The following is a 19323-nucleotide window of genomic DNA, read 5'->3' as shown; positions in this document are numbered from 1 at the left end:
CGGATGGCGTGGGCATTCGCAAGGCGACGGACAACGCGGCCGGCGCGCTGCGTCGGCACGACACTCGTGCTGGCGGTCGCGGTGGCATGCGCGGCGACGGCGACCGCGACCGCCGGGCGCGCGCAGGCGGCGCAAAGCGGCGCGGCCGACGTGCAGTGCGGCGCGGCGTGGCCGCGCTGGGACGCGTTCAAGCGCGATTTCGTGTCGGCCGGCGGCCGGGTGATCGACGTCGGCTCGGCCGATTCGCGCACGGTATCGGAGGGGCAGGCGTATGGACTGTTCTTCGCGCTGGTCGCGAACGACCGGCGCACGTTCGACACGATCCTCGCATGGACCGAGAACAACCTCGCGCAGGGCGACCTGAGCGCCCGTCTGCCGGCGTGGCTGTGGGGCCGCGCGCCGGACGGCGCATGGCGCGTGCTCGACGCGAACGCGGCGTCGGACGCCGACCTGTGGATCGCGTACACGCTCGTCGAAGCCGGACGGCTGTGGCGCGAGCGCAGCTACACGGCGCGCGGCGCGCTGCTCGCGAAGCGCGTGCTGGACGACGAGACGGCCAGCGTGCCGGGCCTCGGCCTGACGCTGCTGCCCGGGCCGACCGGCTTCAAGCTGGCCAACGGTCAATGGCGCGTGAACCCGAGCTATTCGCCGCCGCAGGTGATCCGCGGGCTCGCCGCGCGCCTGCCCGACGATCGGCGCTGGGCCGCGCTCGCGGCCAGCACCGGCCGCGTGCTGCTCGACACCGCGCCGAAGGGCTTTTCGCCGGACTGGGCGCTGTATCGCACGGGCGCCGGCTTCGGGCCCGATCCGCAAACCCGGGCGGAAAGCGCGTACAACGCGATCCGCGTGTACCTGTGGGCCGGCATGCTCGATCGCGCCGATCCGCTCGCCGCGCCGCTGCTCGCGCGGTTTGCACCCTTTGCCGACTACATTGCCGCGCATGGCGCGCCGCCGGAGAAGGTCGACACGACGACCGGCGTCGCGGGGTCGAACGATGGCAACGGCGGCTTCTCCGCGGCGGCCGTGCCGTTCCTCGACGCGCGCGGCCAGCATGCGCTCGCCGATGCGCAGGCCGCGCGGGTCGATACGCTCGCGCGCCAGTCGGCGCCCGGCTACTACACGAGCGTGCTGACACTGTTCGGCCTCGGCTGGCGCGACGGCCGCTACCGGTTCGGCGCGGACGGGTCGCTCGATGCGCGCTGGGAGGGTCGTCCATGCGCGGCCCGATGAAGCGCACCGCGCCGCGCGTCGCGGGGTTCGCGTGGCTCGCGTCGTCGGTTTGCGCGGCGGCGCCGGCTGCGGCTGCCGGCGCTGTTGCCGTCGCCGCGCCGCCGAAAACCGTCGCGCCGAAAGCCGCGCCGGCCACAGCGGCAGCCACGGCCGATCGGTCCGACGCGCAGCGCCAGCTCTCGACCGCCCGCATGTGGGGCGCGAAGCATCGCGACGACCTCGCGCGCGACGCGCTGCGCAAGGGGCTACTGATCGCGCCGGACGATCCCGAACTGCTCGCGGAGCAAATGCGCGTGCTGTTGCGGCTCGGCGATGCGCAAGGCGCGCAGGCCGCGCTGGCGCGCCTGCAGGCGCGTGCGTCCGCGGCGCCCGCCACGCGGCGGGCCGCCGACGAATACCGCGTCGCGACGAGCGGGCGCGGCGAGATGGCGCAGATCCGCCTGCTCGCGCGCAGCGGCCGCGCCGACGAAGCGGCCCGGCGGATCGTCGCGCTGTTTCCGAACGGCGCGCCGTCCGGCGCGCTCGGCGCCGAGTACTACCAGATCGTCTCGAACGCGCCGGGCGGACGCGAACCGGCGATCGCCGCGCTGCGCCGCGCGGTCGCGGCCGACCCGCAGGACGTGAGCGCGGCGCTGGCGCTCGCGCGGCTGCTGAACCAGCGCGACGATACGCGCGCGGAAGCGAACCGGATCGCGTGGTCGCTCGCGAAGCGGGCCGACACCGACCATACGGAATCGATGGCCGTATGGCGCCGCGTGCTGCAGTCCGCCGGCGCCGATCCCGCGTATCTCGACGCGTTGCATGCGTATCTGGCGCTCGTGCCGGACGACACCGAATTCCGCGATCGCGCCGTCACGCTCGACCGGCAGCGCGACGCGCAACGCCGGCTCGAACGCGATCCCGACTACATCGCGCAGCAGCGCGGTTTGCAGGCGCTCGCGCGCGGCGACCTGGCCGGCGCCGATCCGCTGCTCGCGCGTGCCGCGCAGGCGCGCGCCGACGACGCCGATGCGCTCGGCGGGCTCGGCCTGCTGCGCCTGCGCGAAGGCCGGCATGACGAAGCGCGTGCGCTGTTCACGCGCGCCGCGGCGCGATCGACCGATCAGCGCGGCAAGTGGCAGGGCCTCGCGCGCACCGCGCAGTTCTGGGGGCTGCTCGCGCAGGGCCGCGCGGCGGCGTCGGCCGGGCGGCCGCAGGATGCCGAGCGCGCGGCGCGCGCCGCGCTCGCGATGCAGCCCGACAGCCCGGACGCGAAGCTGCAACTCGTCGATGCGTTGCTCGCCCAGCGCGACTGGGCGCGCGCGGAGCCGTTGCTGCGCGAACTGCTGGCCGCACGTTCGCCGACCGTGTCGGCGGTGCGCGGCACCGCGATGCTGTATGAGAACACCGGCCGCGCGGATCGCGTCGGCCCGCTGCTCGACGCGCTGCAGGGTCGCGTGACGGGCCGCGACGATCGCCGCGCGCTCGACGGGCTGCGCGCCAACCTGCTCGCGAGCCAGGCGCGCGCGCTCGCCGACAAGGGCGAACGCGGGCCGGCCGCGCAACGCTACGAAGCCGCGGTGCGTGCGGCGCCCGATGCGCCGTGGACGCGTTTCGCGCTCGCGCGGCTGTATCGCGACATGGGGCTGCCGCAGCTCGGCCGCACGGTGATGGACGACGGGCTCGCGCAAAGCGACACGCCCGAGATGCGCTATGCGAGCGCGCTGTACCGCAACTCGCTTGACGACATTGCCGGCGCGCAGGCCGCGCTCGCGGGCGTCGACGACGCGCACCGCTCGGACGGCATGCGTGCGCTCGCGCGCAAGCTCGATGCGGAAGGTGCGCTGGCCGACGCGCGCGGCGCGCTCGGCCGTGGCGATCGCGCGGCGTTCGCCGCGTCGCTCGCGCATGCGCAGGCGAGCGCGCCGGACGATCCCGACATGCTCGCGGCGATCGGCGCGCGGTGGATCGACGCGGGCGAACCCGAGCGCGGCCTCGCGCCGTTGCGCGACTGGATCGCCGCGCATCCACGCGAGGCCGATACCGACGTCCGGCTGCGCTACGGCGACCTGCTCGGCAGCGCCGGGCGCGACGACGCGCTCGCCGCGTGGCTCGACGCGCTGCGCCGCGAGCCGGCGCTGACGGCCGCACAGACCGCGCGCATCGAGGATCAGTCGCTGCGGCTCGTGCTGCGGCAGACGGACGACGCGATCGCGCGGCAGGACTATGCGCGTGCCCGCACGCTGCTCGATCGTGCGAGCGAGGCCGGCCGCGCGGACAAGCGCTATGCACTGGAACTGGCCGACCTCGAACGCGCGCAGGGGCACTACGACGCGGCGCGCGACGCGCTCGCGCCGGTCGTCGCGCGCACGCCGGACGACGCCGATACGCAGCTCGCGCTCGCCCGGATCGACGAGGACAGCGGTCATCGCGCGGCGGCGCTCGCGCGCGTGCAGGCCGTGCTCGCGCGCACGCCGGACGACGACGTCGACACGCGGCTGTCGGTCGTGCGCCGCCTGAACGCGCTGCGCCGCCCGGACGATGCCGCGCAGGTGACCGGCCCGCTGCAGGCCGCGTATCCGGCGCGCGCCGACGTGACGGTGGCAGCGGGGCGCGTGGCCGAGGCACAGGGCCGCTACGACGATGCCGCGTCGCTGTACCGGCTGTCGCTGTCGCAGGAGCGCACGAGCGGCGTGAGCCCGGGCCGCGACGGCCGCACGCCCGCGCAGGCCGCGTTCGCGGATCTCGAGCAGCGGCGCGACCCGGAGATCGAGATCGGCTGGCTGCCCGCGTACAAGTCGGGCGACGAAGGGGTGTCCGCGTACCGCGCGCAGCAGGTGCCGATCTATATGCAGGCGCCGGTGCGCTACGACGGGCATGCGTTCCTGCAGCTCGACACCGTGCATCTGGACGCGGGCTCGCTCGATACGAGCAACCCGAACGCATATTCGCTGAAGACCTTCGGGACCTACGCCGCGCTCAACGCGCCGCTCGGGTTGCCTGCGCCGTTTGCAGCGAATCCGTCGGCCGCCGAGTTGATCGCGCATCCGCGCGGCGACCTGCACCAGCCGATGACGGGCGTCGCGCTCGGCGCCGGCTATCGCACGGACGCGTGGCGCGTCGATCTCGGCACGTCGCCGCTCGGTTTCCCGGTGCATTACCTGGTCGGCGGCGTGCGCTACCGCTTCGACGCGGGCCCGGCGAGCTTCACCGTGAACGCGTCGCGGCGGCCGGAAACGAGCAGCGTGCTGTCGTATGCGGGGATGCGCGACCCGTGGACCGGTGCGGTATGGGGCGGCGTGCGCCGCGACGGCGTGAACCTGCGTGCGGCGGTCGACGTCGGCCGCGTGAACCTGTTCGCGGAACTCGGCGCGGGCGTGCTGTCCGGCCGCAACGTCGAGCGCAACGCGGAAGTCACGCTGCGCTCAGGCTTCACGGTGCCCGTGTACGAACGCGCGACGATGCGGGTGAGCACGGGGCTCGTCGGCAATGCGTGGCATTACGCGCAGAACCTGCGCTACTACACGTACGGGCAGGGCGGCTACTACAGCCCGCAGCGCTACCTGTCGCTCGGCGTGCCGATCGAGTGGGCGGGGCGGCGCGACGCGCTGTCGTGGGACCTGACCGTCACGGCCGGGATCTCGAACAGCTATGAAAAGGATTCGCTGTTCTACCCGACCTTCGCGGGCCAGCGCGCCGCGCAGGAGGCCGCCGGGCTGGTCTACACGGGCAGTTCGACGCGCGGCGTGTCGTTTTCGTACGGCGTGAACGGCATCGTCGAGTATCGCGTGAATCCGCACCTGAGCGTCGGCGCGCAACTGCATGTCGACCGGTCGCACGACTATGCGCCGAGTTCGGCGCTCGTGTACCTGCGCTATGCGTTCGATGCTCGCGCAGAGCGCAGCTGGCTCGTCACGCCGACGCCGGTGCGGCTTTATTCGGATTACTAGGGGAACGCGTGAATACGGAAATCGATGCAACCCGTCCCGCGCTCGGCGCCGTCGGCCTGCTGGGCCGCCTGCGCGCGCTGCTGCGCACGGGCCCGGCCGGCGGCCGCGCCGGCCCGCTGAGCCGGCTCGCGATCGACGGGCTGCCCGATGCGTGGACGCAACTGGAAGCAGGCGGCCTGTACGCCGTCTATGCCGCCGCCGGCACGCCGGCGTGCGACGCGCTGGTGTGGGAAAGCGCGCGGCAGTCGCGCACGCGCGACGTGACGCTCGTGCTGTCACGCGACGCGGCGCGCGTGGCCGCGCAGATGCAGGCGCGCGGTTTCGCCGGCGGCGCGCAGCCGGCCGGCTGGCCGCGCAACCTGAACGTGCTGGCGATGCCGCCCGCGTCCGTGGCAGCCGACGGCGATGCCGCGATCGAACCGGACGCGCCGCGCCATGCGGCGCCCGCGCCGTTCGCACGGCTCGCAGGCGGCTTGCGCGCGATGAAGCGCTACGGCTTTCGCACGCGCTCGCTGTATTTCATCGAAGGCGCGCAACGCTGGTTCAGCTGGGACGATCCGGCCGCGCTCGCGGAAGAGGCGCACGCGCTCGCCGACTGGTGCCGCACGCACCGGATCGCGCTGGTGCTGCTGGTCGATCCCGAGATCGTGCGCACCGGCGCCGCGCCGGATACCGACGATCCACCGCTCGTGCGCGTCGCGAATCGCGCGCCGCGCAGCGGCTTTCACGGCGTGTGCTCGGGCGTCGCGCAGTTGCAGCGCACGCACGGCGAGCTGCTGTGGGTCGTCGATTTCTGGCGCGCGGGCGACACGCTCGCGGCCGGCGAAGTGCGGCCGCTGCGCTTCGCGCCGGGCGGCCGGCTCGCGGCGATCGTCGACGGCGGCGCCGTCCAGCCGTCGCGCGGGATGAAGCTCGCGGCCGACGAGGATCGCGTCGTCGTCAGCCGCGCGGTGCTCGACGATGCGGGCCGCGTGCCCGCCGGCTGGGAAATCGTCGACGACAACGCGGCGGTCGTCGCTGCCTGTGCGCGCGCGCAGGCCGCGACCGCGGTGCTCGCGTTCCGCTCGCATCCGCAGCTCGAGGCGTTGTGCGCGGCCGTGCACGCGCTGCGCCGCCAATGCGGCGGCGCGCTGAAGATCGCCGTGGTCGAACGCGGCGAGGTGCTGCGCCAGCAGTTCGAGATGCTGTTGCTGAGCGTCGGCGCGAACCGCGTCGTCGCGCGCGACCTGCCGCTGTCGCGGATGCAGGCCGCGGTGAACGCGCTGCACGGGCAGCTCTATGCGCGGCCCGTCGCGCCCGACTATCGCGCGGCGCTCGCGGCCGCGCTCGGCGATTCGGTGCTCGGCTACCTGCCGGTCGGCGCGTTCTGCCTGCGGATTCGCGCGGTGCTCGATCGCGGCGCCGTGCTCGCGCTGCCGCATACGCTCGCGAAGATCGCGCTGCTGCCCGGCGTGTCGCACGTCGACGCGCTGCGGCACTGCCGGCCGCGCCGCGCGGGCGACGTCGTGACCGCCGATGCCGCGCACCTGTACGTGTTCCTGTTCGCGTGCGAGCCGGTCGATGCCGAGGACGCGCTCGCGCGGATCTTCGACGTGCCGGTCGATACGCTGTCCGATCGCGTCGTGTGTCTCGGGGCAGGCAGCATCGACACCGAGCTGGATGCGCTGAAGACCGAGAACCGGCGCGCGCCGATCGCCGACTACAGCGACCTGTTCGCAGCGGCGAAGCAACCGGGCGCGACGCGCGTGCCGGCCGAACGCGCGGGCGAGGGCGTGGGCCAGGGCGCGGGTGAGGGCCAGGGCGCCGGCGTGGGCCAGGGCGTGGGCGAGGGCGCGGCGAGTGCCGAACCGGGCGGCGTGGCCGATCCCAACCTCGACAACTCGCCGCAGCCCATGCGCGACGAAGAACCCGCGCCGGCCGCCGCTGCGCCGGCGCCGTCTGCCGACATTCCCGCCGCGCGTGCGCGCGGCGCCATCCGCAGCGCGATGCCGCTGCGCAAGCCGGAGGGCGCATGATCGCCGACCTCGTCATCGGATTCATCGTCGGCGTCGCGATCGCGGTGCCGGTGTGGATCGTCGCGCAGCACCTCGGCATCGGCCGCGGTTTTCATGCGCCGCGCGGGCTGCACCGGCGCGACGCGGTGCCGTGCGAACTCGTGCCGATCGCGCTGCGCGGACGCCTGCTGCCCGACGCAGACCGTGCCGACGAGGCCGCGCGATGAAGACGATCGCCATCACGTCGACCACCGGCGGCGCGGGCCGCACGACGCTTGCCGGCGCGCTCGCGGTGCTGCTCGCGCGCCGCGGCCGGCCGGTCGTCGCGGTCGAGTTCGACGCGCAGAACCTGATGGGCGCGACGCTCGGGCTCGACACGCTGGCCGAACACGGGCTCGCGCACAGCCTGCTCGCGGACCCTGCTGACGCCGCGCCGTGGCACGCGCATACGTGGCGCAATGCCGACGGCGTGCTGTTCGTGCCGTACGGGCAGGTCGACGCGGCAGGCGCCGCCGCCTGCGACGCGCGGCTCGCGGCCGATCCCGACTGGCTCTCTCTCGCGCTCGACGAGATCGCGCTGCCGGCCGAGGGCGTCGTGCTGGTCGACACGGCCCGCTATCCGTCGCCGCAGGCCGAGCAGGCGATTCGCCGCGCCGACCTGACGCTCGTCGTCGTGCCGCCCGAGCCGGCCGCGTGCGCGACCGTCGCCGCACGCCTGGACGCGCTGCGTGCCGGCGGCGGCGACCTGCGGATCGTCGTGAACCGGCTGAACCCCGCGCGCGACATGCAGCGCGATGCGCTCGCGATGCTGCGCGCCGTCGCGGGGCCGATGTCGATGCTCGAGCAGCGCATTCACGTCGACGCGGCCGTGCCCGAAACGCTCGCGCGCGGCAGCTGGATCTTCGACGACGCGCCGTATTCGCAGGCGTCGCACGACCTGAACGGCGTCGCGAACTGGGTCGATACGTGGCTCGCGGCGGCCGCGGCCGGCCGTGCGGGAGCGTCGCGATGAAAGCCGCGTTCGCGTCGCGCTGGCGCGCCACGGTCCGACGCGTGACCGACTGGTGCGCGCGTGGAATCGGGCTGCCGGCCGAGCGCACGCTGCTCGACTGGCTCGTGCGGCTGTGCTTCCATGCGCCGCCGCCCGGCCGGCCCGACCCGGTGCGCCGCCGGGCGCGCGCGGCGTTCCTTTGGCTCGCGCGCGAGTGGGGCGTGCTGCAGCCGCTGAGCCCGCGTGAATGGCTGTGGCGCGCGATCGTGCGCGCGCCGCGCGCGGCCGGCGAGCAGCCCGCGCGCGATCCGCTCGCGTGGTTCGATACGTACGTTGTGCCGGTCTACGTTGTAGTGCGCGCGCTCGGCGCACGCATCGGCGCACAGCTCGATCGTTTGCCGTGGGCGCGCTGGGGCGGCTGGCTCGACGCGCGCGCGAACGGCGTCGGCCGGCACCGCTGGCTCGCGCCGCTGCTGCTGAGCGTGGGCGGGCTGATGTGGGCCGCGGCCGCGATGTCGCCGCTGATGCCCGGCGCGCAGTTCGCGTTCTTCGCGATCGTCGCGGTGCTGGCGCTCGCGCTGCGCCGCCTGCCGGGCCATCTGCCGACCCTCGCGCTCGCGTCGCTCGCGCTGCTCGCCACGCTGCGCTACGTGTGGTGGCGCACGACCCAGACGCTCGATTTCCGCAGCCCGATCGAGGCGGCCGCCGGCTACCTGCTGTACGGCGCCGAAGCCTATACGTGGATGATCCTGCTGCTCGGCTTCGTGCAGACCGCGTGGCCGCTCGACCGTCCGATCGTGCCGCTGCCCGACGACCCGGACAGCTGGCCGAGCGTCGACGTCTACATCCCGACCTACAACGAGCCGCTGTCGGTGGTGAAGCCGACCGTGTTCGCCGCGCAGAGCATCGACTGGCCGACCGGCAAGCTGCGCGTGTACCTGCTCGACGACGGCAAGCGCCCCGAGTTCGCGGCGTTCGCGCGCGAGGCCGGCATCGGCTACCTGACGCGCGACGACAATCTGCACGCGAAGGCTGGCAATATCAACCGCGCGCTGCCGAAGACGCACGGCGAATACATCGCGATCTTCGACTGCGATCACGTGCCGACGCGCTCGTTCCTGCAGACCACGATGGGCGTGTTCCTGCGCGACCCGAAATGCGCGCTGGTGCAGACGCCGCATCATTTCTTCTCGCCCGATCCGTTCGAGCGCAACCTCGGCACGTTCCGCGAGATCCCGAACGAGGGCAACCTGTTCTACGGGCTCGTGCAGTCGGGCAACGACCTGTGGAACGCGACGTTCTTCTGCGGATCGTGCGCGGTGCTCAAGCGCACCGCGCTGGAGGAGGTGGGCGGCGTCGCGGTCGAGACCGTGACCGAGGACGCGCACACCGCGCTCAAGCTGCATCGCCGCGGCTACACGTCGGCGTACCTGCCGACCGTGCAGGCGGCCGGCCTCGCGACCGAGAGCCTCGCGGGCCACGTGAAGCAGCGCACGCGCTGGGCGCGCGGGATGGCGCAGATCTTCCGCATCGACAACCCGTTCCTCGGGCGCGGGCTCGGCTTCATCCAGCGGATCTGCTACGGCAACGCGATGCTGCATTTCTTCTACGGAATCCCGCGGCTCGTGTTCCTGACGATTCCGCTCGCGTACCTGTTCTTCCACCTGTACTTCATCAACGCGTCGTCGATCGCGCTCGCGAGCTACGTGATCCCGTACCTGGTGCTCGCGAACGTCGCGAACTCGCGGATGCAGGGGCGCTATCGCCATTCGTTCTGGGCCGAGGTCTACGAATCGGTGCTCGCGTGGTACATCGCGCTGCCGACCACCGTCGCGTTCTTCAGCCCGAAGCACGGCAAGTTCAACGTGACCGACAAGGGCGGCAAGATCGACGAAGGCTACGTCGACTGGTCGACGTCGAAGCCGTATCTCGTGCTGCTCGTGCTGAACGTGCTCGCGATCGCGGCCGGGCTGTGGCGGCTCGTGGCCGACCAGGGCGACGAGGCGTCGACGATCCTGATCACGCTCGGCTGGACCGTCTACAACCTCGCGATGCTCGGTGCGGCGCTGGCGGTTGCGCGCGAGACCAAGCAGGTGCGCGTCACGCACCGGATCGCGATGCGCGTGCCGGCGACGCTGCTGCTCGCCGACGGCTCGACGGCCGCGTGCTTCACGAGCGACTACTCGACCGGCGGCCTCGGCCTCGAAGCGGTGCCCGGGCTGCCGCTTGCGATCGGCGACACGCTGACGGTGTGCGTGACGCGCGGCGACCGGCCGTTCCCGTTTCCGGTGCGCGTGAGCCGCGTGACGCCGACCCACGTCGGCGTGAGCTTCGAGGCGCTGACGCTCGAACAGGAGCGCCAGCTCGTGCAGTGCACGTTCGGCCGCGCGGACGCGTGGCTCGACTGGCATGCGGGCACGCGCACGGACACGCCGCTGCGCGGGCTGAAGGAAGTGCTGCGCGTGGGCCTGGACGGTTACGTACGGATGTGGAAGGGTGTGGCGCGCGGCGTGCAGTCGATGCTGGCACCGAAGCTCGATCGGGCGCGCGACTGACGCGGCGCCCATCACGGAGTGGTTTAGATGACGTTCTGGAATCTGTATTTCATCCTGAAGTTCGCGCTGTTCGCGACCGGCCACCTGCAGCCGCTGTGGCTCGCGAACCTCGCGTTCGCGCTGGCGCTCGCGGCGAGCGCGCCGATCCGGCAGCGCGGATGGCGCATCGTGCGGCAGCTCGTCGCGATTGCGATCGCGGTGCCGCTGCTCGCGCGCGAACTGCATGCGCCGCCGCTCGCGCGCCTTGCCGAAGCCGCGCGCGAGGTCAGTACGTTCCGCGTCGACTACTGGATGGAGCTATTGCCGCGCCTGTTGCCGCCGGTGCTCGTGCTGACGGTGGTAGGCGCACTGATCGTCTATTTCATCGTCAACCGCTGGGTGCGCGTCGCGACCTTCGTGCTCGCCGTGCTGATCGTGATGCCGCTGTGGCAGGCCGGCAGCGGGCTGATGGCGCGCGTCGTCGCGCCGCTGCCGCAGCAGGCCAGCGCGACCGGCGGGCGCTCCGATCAGCCCGAGGATCACAACGCGGCACTCGCGACGTTCCGCACGCAGGAGTCGCAGCGGCAGGTCGCGTTCGGCCATCTCCCGGGCGATCCGTCCGCGCAGTTCGACGTGATCGTGCTGCACATCTGCTCGCTGTCGTGGGACGATCTCGATGCGGCGAAGGTGCGCAACCACCCGATGCTGAGTCACTTCGACTACCTGTTCAACAACTTCAGCACGGCCGCGAGCTACAGCGGCCCGGCCGCGATCCGCGTGCTGCGCGCAAGCTGCGGGCAGGAAGCGCACGCGGACCTGTACAAGAGCGCGCCGCAGCAGTGCCACCTGTTCTCGCAACTCGCGTCCGCCGGCTACACGGTGCAGTCGCTGCTGAACCACGACGGCCACTTCGACAACTTCCTGCAAGTCATTCACGACAACATCGGCGTGCCCGACGCGCCGATGATCCCGAACGCGGCCGCGCCGGTCGCGATGCATGCGTTCGACGGCACGGCGATCAAGGACGACTACGGCACGCTCGCGAACTGGTACGCGCAGCGCGCGTCGGTGCCGGGCCCGGTCGCGCTGTACTACAACACGATCAGCCTGCACGACGGCAACCGCGTGGTGGGCAGCCCGCTCGCCAGCATCGATTCGTATCCGCAGCGCGCCAACAAGCTGATGAGCGACTTCGACCGGCTCGCCGACCTGATCGCGCAGTCGGGCCGGCGCGCGGTGATCGTGTTCGTGCCCGAGCACGGCGCCGCGCTGCGCGGCGACAAGAACCAGGTGGCCGGCCTGCGCGAGATTCCGACGCCGCGCATCGTGCACGGGCCGGTTGGCGTGCGGCTCGTCGGCTTCACCGGCAATCACGGCCAGACGACCGTGATCGACCAGCCGACCAGCTTCCTCGCGCTCGCGCAGCTGCTGTCGAACCTCGTGTCGAACAGCCCGTTCAAGCCCGGCGCGACGCTCGCGCAATACGCGGCCGACCTGCCGCGCACGCGGATGATCGGCGAGAACGAAGGCACGGTGACGATGCAGACGAGCGCGGGCTACGCGGTCAAGACTCCGGATGGCGTATGGATCGACGAACAGTAATCAACATCGGCGAAGGTGACGACGATCGCCTGTCGCAGCCGAACGACGTGCGCGGCCTCGCGCGGCACCTGCCCGCGCTGGACCCGGCTCGTTATGTCGACGAGCAGGCGCGGCGCGCGTTCATCGAGTCGCTCGACCGCTGGCCGGTGCTCGCGAAGCTGATGGGATTAAAGCGGTGAGCGCACGGCGGCCGGCGTGAATGCCGGCCCGCCCTCGCCCTGCATGGATGGACCGGCCGATGCCGGCTTACTGGGCCTTGCGCGCCGGCTGGCGCGTCCATTCGTTTTCCTCGCCCGGCACCTTGCCGAAGGTCTGCGCGGCCCACGCGTTGCGGGCCGCCTCGATCTTCGCGCGCTCGCTCGATACGAAATTCCATTCGATGAACCGCTCGCCCGGCAGGTGTGCACCGCCGAGCAGCATCACGCGCGCGCCGTTCGCACTCGCGAGCGCCACGCTCGCGCCGGGTTCGAGCACGGCCATCGTCGCGGGGGCGAGCGGGGCGCCGTCGATCGTGAGGTCGCCGTCGACGAGATACACGCCGCGTTCGTCGTGCTCCGAATCGAGCGCAAGCCGGCCGTTCGACGCGAATTCCGCATACGCATAGAGCGTCGGCGAGAACACGGCGACCGGCGACGTGAGCCCGAACGCGGTGCCCGCGATCACGCGCACGCTCGCGCCGTCGCGGGTGAACGACGGCAGCGTGTCGGCCGCGTGATGCGCGAACGCGGGCGCGGTGTCCTCGTGCTCGACCGGCAGCGCGACCCAGGTCTGAATCCCGTGCACGGGCTGCTCGAGCGGCCGATCCTCGTCGGGCGAGCGCTCCGAGTGGACGATGCCGCGTCCGGCCGTCATCCAGTTCACGTCGCCGGGCACGATCTTCTGCCGGAAGCCGAGGCTGTCGTGATGCATCAGCGTGCCATCGAACAGGTAGGTGACGGTCGCGAGGCCGATGTGCGGATGCGGCAGCACGTCGATGCCGCTGCCGGCCGGCAGCACCGCCGGCCCCATTTCGTCGAAGAAGATGAACGGGCCGACGAGGCGCGCGGCGCGCGCGGGCAGCACGCGGCGCACGACGAGGTTGCCGATGTCGCTCTCGCGCGGCGTGAGTACGGTCTTGATCGATGCAGGCATGGTGAGACTCTCGGGTTCGGTGGGTCAGGCAATCGCCGTGTCGATCGTGATCGGATGCGTGAGGATCTTGTGCACCGGGCAGGCGTTCGCGATCTGCAGCAGGCGTTCGCGCTGCTCGTCCGACAGGTCGCCGTCGAGCGTGATGCGGCGCACGATCGTGCTGCCCGCGCTGCTGGATTCGTGCGCGAGCTTCACGTGCACTTCGGCGAGCGGCCAGCCCTTGCGTTGCGCGTACATCTTCAGCGTGATCGCGGTGCATGCGCCGAGGCTCGACAGCAGCAGCGCGACGGGCGTCGGCGCGGCGTCGCCGCCGCCGAGCGCCGCCGGTTCGTCGGCGCGCCATTGATGAACGCCGTCGGTGAAATGGACCAGGTAATCGACCGAGCCGATGCTCGCTTCGACGGACAGTTCGCTCATGGCAATTCCAGGTGGGGAAGGGGGAGGCGGGCCGTCAGCCGGCCCGGCATTACGGTTCGAGCAGACGCTGCAGCCGCAGCTCCTCGAAATCCAGCTCCGATTCTATGCGGTGCAGCACCGTGTCGTCGACCCGCCCGTCGCGGTGCAGGCCGAGCAGCGCGTCGCGCGACACGCCGACCAGCTCGAGCTCGACACGCAGCATCCGCGCGCGCACGCCCGCCGGTTCCGCGCCGTCGCGATGCGCGCTTTCGTTGAACGCGACGCGGCTGCGATATTCGGCCAGCAGTCGGTCGAGCGATGCGCGTTCGAGGCCCGAGCCGCGCTGCTCGCGCGCGTCGAGCTCGGCGAGCGCCGCGCCGAACGTATGCGCGCGCACCGCATGCTCGGACATCGTGTGCCGCGCGGCCGGGCGCAGCTTCAGCACGCGGATCAGCGGGGCGAGCGTGCCGCCCTGCACGACCAGCGTCGCGATGATCAGCAGGAACGTGCTGAACAGGATCAGGTCGCGGCCGGGGAAATCGCTCGGCAGCGCGATCGCGGCCGCGAGGCTCACGACGCCGCGCATGCCGGACCAGCCCAGCACGACGGCCTCGCGCCACGACCACGGCGGATGGCCCGCGCGCCGTGCGCGCAGACGGCCCGGCAACCACATCGCGACGAATACCCACACGACGCGCGCGGCGATCGCGGCGGCCGTCGCCGGCAGCGCGACGCGCAGGCCGGCCATCAGCACCGCGCCTTCGTGGTTCACGCCCGCGAGGATCGCGTGCAGCGCGAGGCCGATCAGGATGAACACGAGCGCGTCGAGCACGAACACGATCGCTTCCCAGGTCGCCTTCGCCTTGATCCGCATGTCGGCGTCGAACACGCGATGCTGGCGCACGCCGAGCACGAGGCCGCAGGTCACGACCGACAGCACGCCGGAGCCGTGCACGGCTTCCGCGATTCCGTAGCTGCCCCACGCCATCGCGAAGGTCACGACGATCCCGAGCATCGGCTCGCGCAGGCGCTGCAGCACCCAGCACATCGCATGGCCGCACGCGAGGCCGACCGCGATGCCGATCAGCGTGAGCGAGAAGAACAGGCCGGTGGCGCTCGCGGTGGTGATCGAGACCGCGAGCGCGGCCGACACGGCCATTTGATACAGCAGCAGGCCCGACGCATCGTTGACGAGGCTTTCGCCTTCGAGCACCGCGACGAGCCGCGCGGGCAGCGGGTGACGCTGCAGGATCGCCTTCGCGGCGACCGCATCGGGCGGCGACACGATCGCGCCGAGCGTGAAGCACGCGGCCCACGGCAGCGCCGGATTGACCGCGTGCACGGCGAGCGCGACCGCCACCGTCGTGAACACCACCGCGCCGAGCGCGAGCGATGCGATCGACGCGAGCTCGCGCCGGAATTCCTTCCACGCGGTGTAGAAGCCGCTCGACATCAGGAGCGGCGGCAATACGGCGGCGAGCAGCAGCGCCGGGTCCATGTCGGGCACGCGCTTGCCGGCAACGGCCACGACGCAGCCGCCGAGCAGCAGCACGACGGCGGGCGGAATCGAAATCCGCTCGGCGAGCCAGGTGAGCGCGCCCGCGCCGCAGATCAACAGCAGCAGGTAATGGAACAGCTCGACGTTGCTCATGCGCGGTGCGTGCGGAAAGCGGGCATCAGGACGGCCTGCGTTCGTTCGTGCTGCCGCCCGGCAGCGGGCCGAACATGTGCTGGCTGCACTTCGCGTCGCGCCATGCGGCGTTCAGCCGATGGCCCGCGAGCATGCGCCGCGCGACGGGCAGGATCTGCTCGCCGGCCAGCATGCCGAGCAGGCCGGTGAGCGCGATGATCGGCGGCGCGGGCGAGTTCACGCCGATCGCGCCGTAGATGACGCCGGCAAGGATGCCGGCGAGCAGCGACAAGACATACAGTTTCATGGTGGAGCGTCCGGTGATGGCCGAAGGCGCCGCAACGGCGCCGTCAAAGTCTTGAGAGCGTATCGGGTTTGCGTGAAGAAAAAAAGAGCGAGGGGCCCCGAATGCACGTCGTTTCCGGAATCGCATCGATTCCGTTTCTTGGGTGGTCACGCCAGGCGTTTGCGGATTAAATACGTCGCGCCGGGTCACGATCCGGCGTGAAGCATCTCCGGCTCCTCCCGTTCTCACGGCCGAGGCAGGCCTTCCTTTTTTCGTTCACAGGACTCCATGCGCCATGAGCAACCCGAAACTTGAAGTACTCACTCCGCAGAACAGCCAGCTGATCTTCATCGACCAGCAGCCGCAAATGGCGTTCGGCGTGCAGTCGATCGATCGCCAGGTGCTGAAGAACAACGTCGTGGGCCTGGCGAAGGCCGCGAAGGTATTCAACATCCCGACCACGATCACGACGGTCGAAAGCGACAGCTTTTCGGGGCATACCTACCCCGAGCTGCTCGACGTGTTCCCGAACCAGAAGACGCTCGAGCGCACGTCGATGAACTCGTGGGACGACCAGAAGGTGCGCGACGCACTGGCCGCGAACGGCCGCAAGAAGGTGGTCGTGTCGGGCCTGTGGACCGAAGTCTGCAACACGACGTTCGCGCTGTGCGCGATGCTCGAAGGTGACTACGAGATCTACATGGTCGCCGACGCCTCGGGCGGCACGTCGCAGGCCGCGCACGACATCGCGATGCAGCGCATGGTGCAGGCCGGCGTGGTGCCGGTCACGTGGCAACAGGTTCTGCTCGAATGGCAACGCGACTGGGCGCGCCGCGACAGCTACGACGCGGTGATGGCGATCGCGAAGGAGCATTCGGGCGCATACGGGATGGGTGTCGACTACGCGTACACGATGGTCCACAAGGCGCCGCAGCGCACCGCGACGCCGCACGAGTCGATTCCGCCCGTGCCGGCGAAGTAACAGGCAACCGGCCGCCTTCGCGGCGGCCGATGCGATCGACGCATACGGCGGATAGTGCGGCTTCAGCGTTCGCCGGCCGCCGCTCGCTCAGACCACGGGCAATGCCCACGGCGCGTGCGCGAAGTGATCGGCGAGGAAATCGAGCAGCACCGTCACGCGCGCGGCGCGCAGCATGCCGGGCGGCGTGACGAGGTTGACGTTGATGTCGGCGATTTTCCACTCGGGCATCACTTCCTCGAGCTCGCCACGCTGCAGCGCGTCCCACACGAGGAACTCGGGCTGCAGCGCGAGGCCGTGACCGGCAAGGAGCGCGGGAGCGATCACGTCGGCATTGTTGGCGCGGACGCGTCCGTGCACGGACACGCCGACATCCTCGCCCGATGCCGGATTGCGAAAGCGCCAGTGGTCGGGCGTCGGCAGGTTCGTGTAGGTGAGGCACACGTGCTGTTCGATGTCGCGCGGATGCGTGGGGCGGCCACGCCGCTCGAGATACGCGGGCGATGCGACGAGCGGACGGCGCACCGCGCACAGGCGGCGCGAGCGCAGCGACGAATCGCTCAGCTCGGCGATACGAATCGCGACGTCGAACCCGCCGGACACGATGTCGACGATGTGGTCGGACAGCACGAGGTCGATGTCGACGCGCGGATATCGCTCGAGAAACGCGGGCAGCAGCGGCGACAGATGGCGCAGCCCGAACGACATGGGCGCGTTCACGCGCACGAGACCGTGCGGTTCGAGCGCTTGCGCGGAGGCCTCGCTCTCGATCAGTTCCGCATCGGCGAGCAAGCGGATCGCGCGGTCGCGCAGCAACTCGCCGGTCGGGGTGAGCGACAGTTTGCGCGACGTGCGGTACAGCAGCATCGCGCCGAGGCGCTTTTCGAGGCGCGCGATGGCCTTCGACACGGTCGGTTGCGAGATGCCGAGCAGTTCCGCGGCTTGCGCGAACGAACCGGTCTCGGCGACGCGCGCAAAGATCGCCCAGGCTTCGAGGTCAGGAAGGTGTTGCATGGCCGGAGAGGGTGACAGGGAAGTGAAGTGGAAGCGAAGGCGGCGAAGCATGCGGCCGACGCGATGCGGGTCATTCTAATCCGGTCGGGAGAAAAATCGTTATGGAATCTTATCTATCGTCATTGGCCGCCGGCGTGCTGATCGGCGTCGTGTACAGCGTGATCAAGGTGCGCTCGCCGGCACCGCCGCTGATCGCGCTGATCGGCCTCGCCGGCATGCTGGTCGGCGTGCAGGCCATCGGGCCCGTACGTCACTGGCTCGGCTTCTGACTGTTTCGAGGACATGTTAATGAGCGCAACCGATACTCAACCGGATCTGATCCTGCACAACGGGCGCATCACGACGCTCGATCGTGCGAACCCTGTCGCCGCCGCGGTGGCGATCAAGGACGGCCGCTTCGTCGCGGTCGGCAGCAACGCGGACGTCATGCCGCTCGCGGGCCGCGCGACGAAGGTGATCGACCTCGACGGCCGCGCCGTGCTGCCGGGCCTGACCGACAACCACTGCCACGTGATTCGCGGCGGCCTGAACTACAACATGGAGCTGCGCTGGGACGGCGTGCGCTCGCTCGCCGTCGCGATGGAGATGCTCCGGCAGCAGGTCGCGATCACGCCCGCGCCGCAATGGGTGCGCGTGGTCGGCGGCTTCACCGAGCATCAGTTTGCCGAGAAGCGCCTGCCGACGATCGAGGAGCTCAACGCGGCCGCGCCCGATACGCCGGTGTTCATCCTGCACCTGTACGATCGCGCGCTGCTGAACGCGGCCGCGCTGCGCGTCGTCGGTTATACGAAGGACACGCCGGAGCCGCCGGGCGGCACGATCCTGCGCGATGCCGCGGGCAATCCGACCGGCCTGCTGCTCGCGAACCCGAACGCGACGATCCTCTACGCGACGCTCGCGAAGGGCCCGAAGCTGCCGTTCGAGTACCAGTACAACTCGACGCGCCACTTCATGCGCGAGCTGAACCGGCTCGGCGTGACCGGCGTGATCGACGCGGGCGGCGGCTCGCAGAACTACCCCGACGATTACGAAGTGATCCGCCAGCTGCACGACGCGGGCGAGATGACGATCCGCATCGCGTACAACCTGTTCACGCAGAAGCCGAACGCGGAGAAGGAAGACTTCGTGAACTGGACGAAGAGCGTCAAGTATCACGACGGCACCGACTACTTCCGCCACAACGGCGCGGGCGAGATGCTGGTGTTTTCCGCGGCCGACTTCGAGGACTTCCGCGTCGCGCGTCCGGACCTGCCCGCGCAGATGGAGGACGATCTCGAAGGCGTCGTGCGCGTGCTCGCGCAGAACCGCTGGCCGTGGCGCATGCATGCGACCTACGACGAAACCATCAGCCGCGCGCTCGACGTGTTCGAGAAGGTCAACGAGGACATCCCGCTCGAAGGGCTGAACTGGTTCTTCGATCACGCGGAAACGATCTCCGAGCGATCGATGGACCGGATCGCGGCGCTCGGCGGCGGCATCGCGGTGCAGCACCGGATGGCGTATCAGGGCGAGTACTTCGTCGAGCGTTATGGCGCGCAGGCGGCCGAGGCGACGCCGCCGGTCGCGAAGATGCTGTCCAAGGGCATCAAGGTGTCGGCCGGCACGGA

General features: G+C 71.1%; 16 protein-coding genes. 11 read left to right on the top strand and 5 right to left on the bottom strand.

Annotation, left to right across the window (positions count from 1 at the left end; genetic code table 11):
* Positions 1-3 precede the first annotated feature (3 nt).
* The 8 genes from bcsZ to SB786_RS29735 are packed head-to-tail and all read left to right on the top strand — an operon-like array spanning position 4 to position 12459.
* A complete protein-coding gene (bcsZ, locus tag SB786_RS29770) occupies positions 4-1230 on the top strand; it encodes a cellulose synthase complex periplasmic endoglucanase BcsZ (RefSeq protein ID WP_410730581.1) in 1227 nt (408 codons plus the stop codon).
* Positions 1215-5159 (top strand): cellulose synthase subunit BcsC-related outer membrane protein, encoded by a 3945-nt coding sequence (locus SB786_RS29765; RefSeq protein ID WP_410730580.1) that lies wholly within the window; start codon positions 1215-1217, stop codon positions 5157-5159. Before bcsZ ends, SB786_RS29765 begins: the two co-directional genes overlap by 16 nt.
* An 8-nt stretch (positions 5160-5167) precedes the next feature.
* Positions 5168-7174, top strand: a complete 2007-nt coding sequence (gene bcsE / locus SB786_RS29760) for a cellulose biosynthesis protein BcsE (RefSeq protein WP_410730579.1) — start codon at positions 5168-5170, stop codon at positions 7172-7174.
* Positions 7171-7380 (top strand): hypothetical protein, encoded by a 210-nt coding sequence (locus SB786_RS29755; RefSeq protein ID WP_410730578.1) that lies wholly within the window; start codon positions 7171-7173, stop codon positions 7378-7380. Before bcsE ends, SB786_RS29755 begins: the two co-directional genes overlap by 4 nt.
* On the top strand, positions 7377-8165 hold the full coding sequence (bcsQ, locus tag SB786_RS29750; protein WP_410730577.1) for a cellulose biosynthesis protein BcsQ: 789 nt from the start codon (positions 7377-7379) through the stop codon (positions 8163-8165). Before SB786_RS29755 ends, bcsQ begins: the two co-directional genes overlap by 4 nt.
* The gene (gene bcsA, locus SB786_RS29745; protein ID WP_410730576.1) at positions 8162-10699 is read left to right on the top strand and encodes a UDP-forming cellulose synthase catalytic subunit; all 2538 of its coding nucleotides are present in this window, start codon (positions 8162-8164) and stop codon (positions 10697-10699) included. Before bcsQ ends, bcsA begins: the two co-directional genes overlap by 4 nt.
* A gap of 27 nt (positions 10700-10726) precedes the next feature.
* Entirely contained in the window at positions 10727-12280 is a 1554-nt protein-coding gene (gene bcsG, locus SB786_RS29740) for a cellulose biosynthesis protein BcsG (protein WP_410730575.1), read from the top strand.
* Positions 12262-12459: a hypothetical protein gene (locus SB786_RS29735; protein ID WP_410730574.1), complete on the top strand. Its 198-nt coding sequence runs from the start codon at positions 12262-12264 to the stop codon at positions 12457-12459. The genes bcsG and SB786_RS29735 overlap by 19 nt, the downstream gene beginning before the upstream one ends.
* Positions 12460-12526: 67 nt before the next feature.
* Here the strand turns inward: SB786_RS29735 and SB786_RS29730 are convergent, their stop codons facing one another.
* The 4 genes from SB786_RS29730 to SB786_RS29715 are packed head-to-tail and all read right to left on the bottom strand — an operon-like array spanning position 12527 to position 15744.
* A complete protein-coding gene (locus SB786_RS29730; RefSeq protein ID WP_410730573.1) occupies positions 12527-13411 on the bottom strand; it encodes a pirin family protein in 885 nt (294 codons plus the stop codon).
* Between the two features lie 24 nt (positions 13412-13435).
* Positions 13436-13828, bottom strand: coding sequence for an OsmC family protein (locus SB786_RS29725; protein ID WP_410730572.1), 393 nt, complete (start codon positions 13826-13828; stop codon positions 13436-13438).
* A gap of 49 nt (positions 13829-13877) precedes the next feature.
* The gene (locus SB786_RS29720) at positions 13878-15458 is read right to left on the bottom strand and encodes a cation:proton antiporter (RefSeq protein WP_410730571.1); all 1581 of its coding nucleotides are present in this window, start codon (positions 15456-15458) and stop codon (positions 13878-13880) included.
* Between the two features lie 25 nt (positions 15459-15483).
* Positions 15484-15744, bottom strand: coding sequence for a XapX domain-containing protein (locus tag SB786_RS29715; protein WP_410730570.1), 261 nt, complete (start codon positions 15742-15744; stop codon positions 15484-15486).
* A 274-nt stretch (positions 15745-16018) separates the two neighbouring features.
* Here SB786_RS29715 and SB786_RS29710 point away from each other — a divergent pair, with 274 nt between their 5' ends.
* Positions 16019-16705: a hydrolase gene (locus SB786_RS29710; RefSeq protein ID WP_011656592.1), complete on the top strand. Its 687-nt coding sequence runs from the start codon at positions 16019-16021 to the stop codon at positions 16703-16705.
* 87 nt (positions 16706-16792) lie between these two features.
* On the opposite strand, the gene SB786_RS29705 is transcribed toward SB786_RS29710, so the two are convergent.
* Positions 16793-17716: a LysR family transcriptional regulator gene (locus SB786_RS29705; protein ID WP_410730569.1), complete on the bottom strand. Its 924-nt coding sequence runs from the start codon at positions 17714-17716 to the stop codon at positions 16793-16795.
* A 101-nt stretch (positions 17717-17817) separates the two neighbouring features.
* Here SB786_RS29705 and SB786_RS29700 point away from each other — a divergent pair, with 101 nt between their 5' ends.
* Together SB786_RS29700 and SB786_RS29695 are read left to right on the top strand one after the other, a co-directional pair.
* Positions 17818-17985 carry a DUF1427 family protein gene (locus SB786_RS29700; protein WP_006762786.1) on the top strand — a complete coding sequence of 56 codons (168 nt, stop codon included), beginning with the start codon at positions 17818-17820 and terminating at the stop codon, positions 17983-17985.
* A gap of 19 nt (positions 17986-18004) precedes the next feature.
* Positions 18005-19323 (top strand): amidohydrolase (locus SB786_RS29695; RefSeq protein ID WP_410730568.1); only part of this gene is annotated, 1319 nt, incomplete at its 3' end.

The sequence above is a fragment of the Burkholderia sp. SIMBA_062 genome (assembly GCF_046534765.1).
In the GTDB taxonomy this organism is placed as follows: Bacteria; Pseudomonadota; Gammaproteobacteria; order Burkholderiales; family Burkholderiaceae; genus Burkholderia; species Burkholderia ambifaria.
Note: the sequence above shows the minus strand (reverse complement) of the source record. Positions and strands in the feature narration are given on the sequence as shown.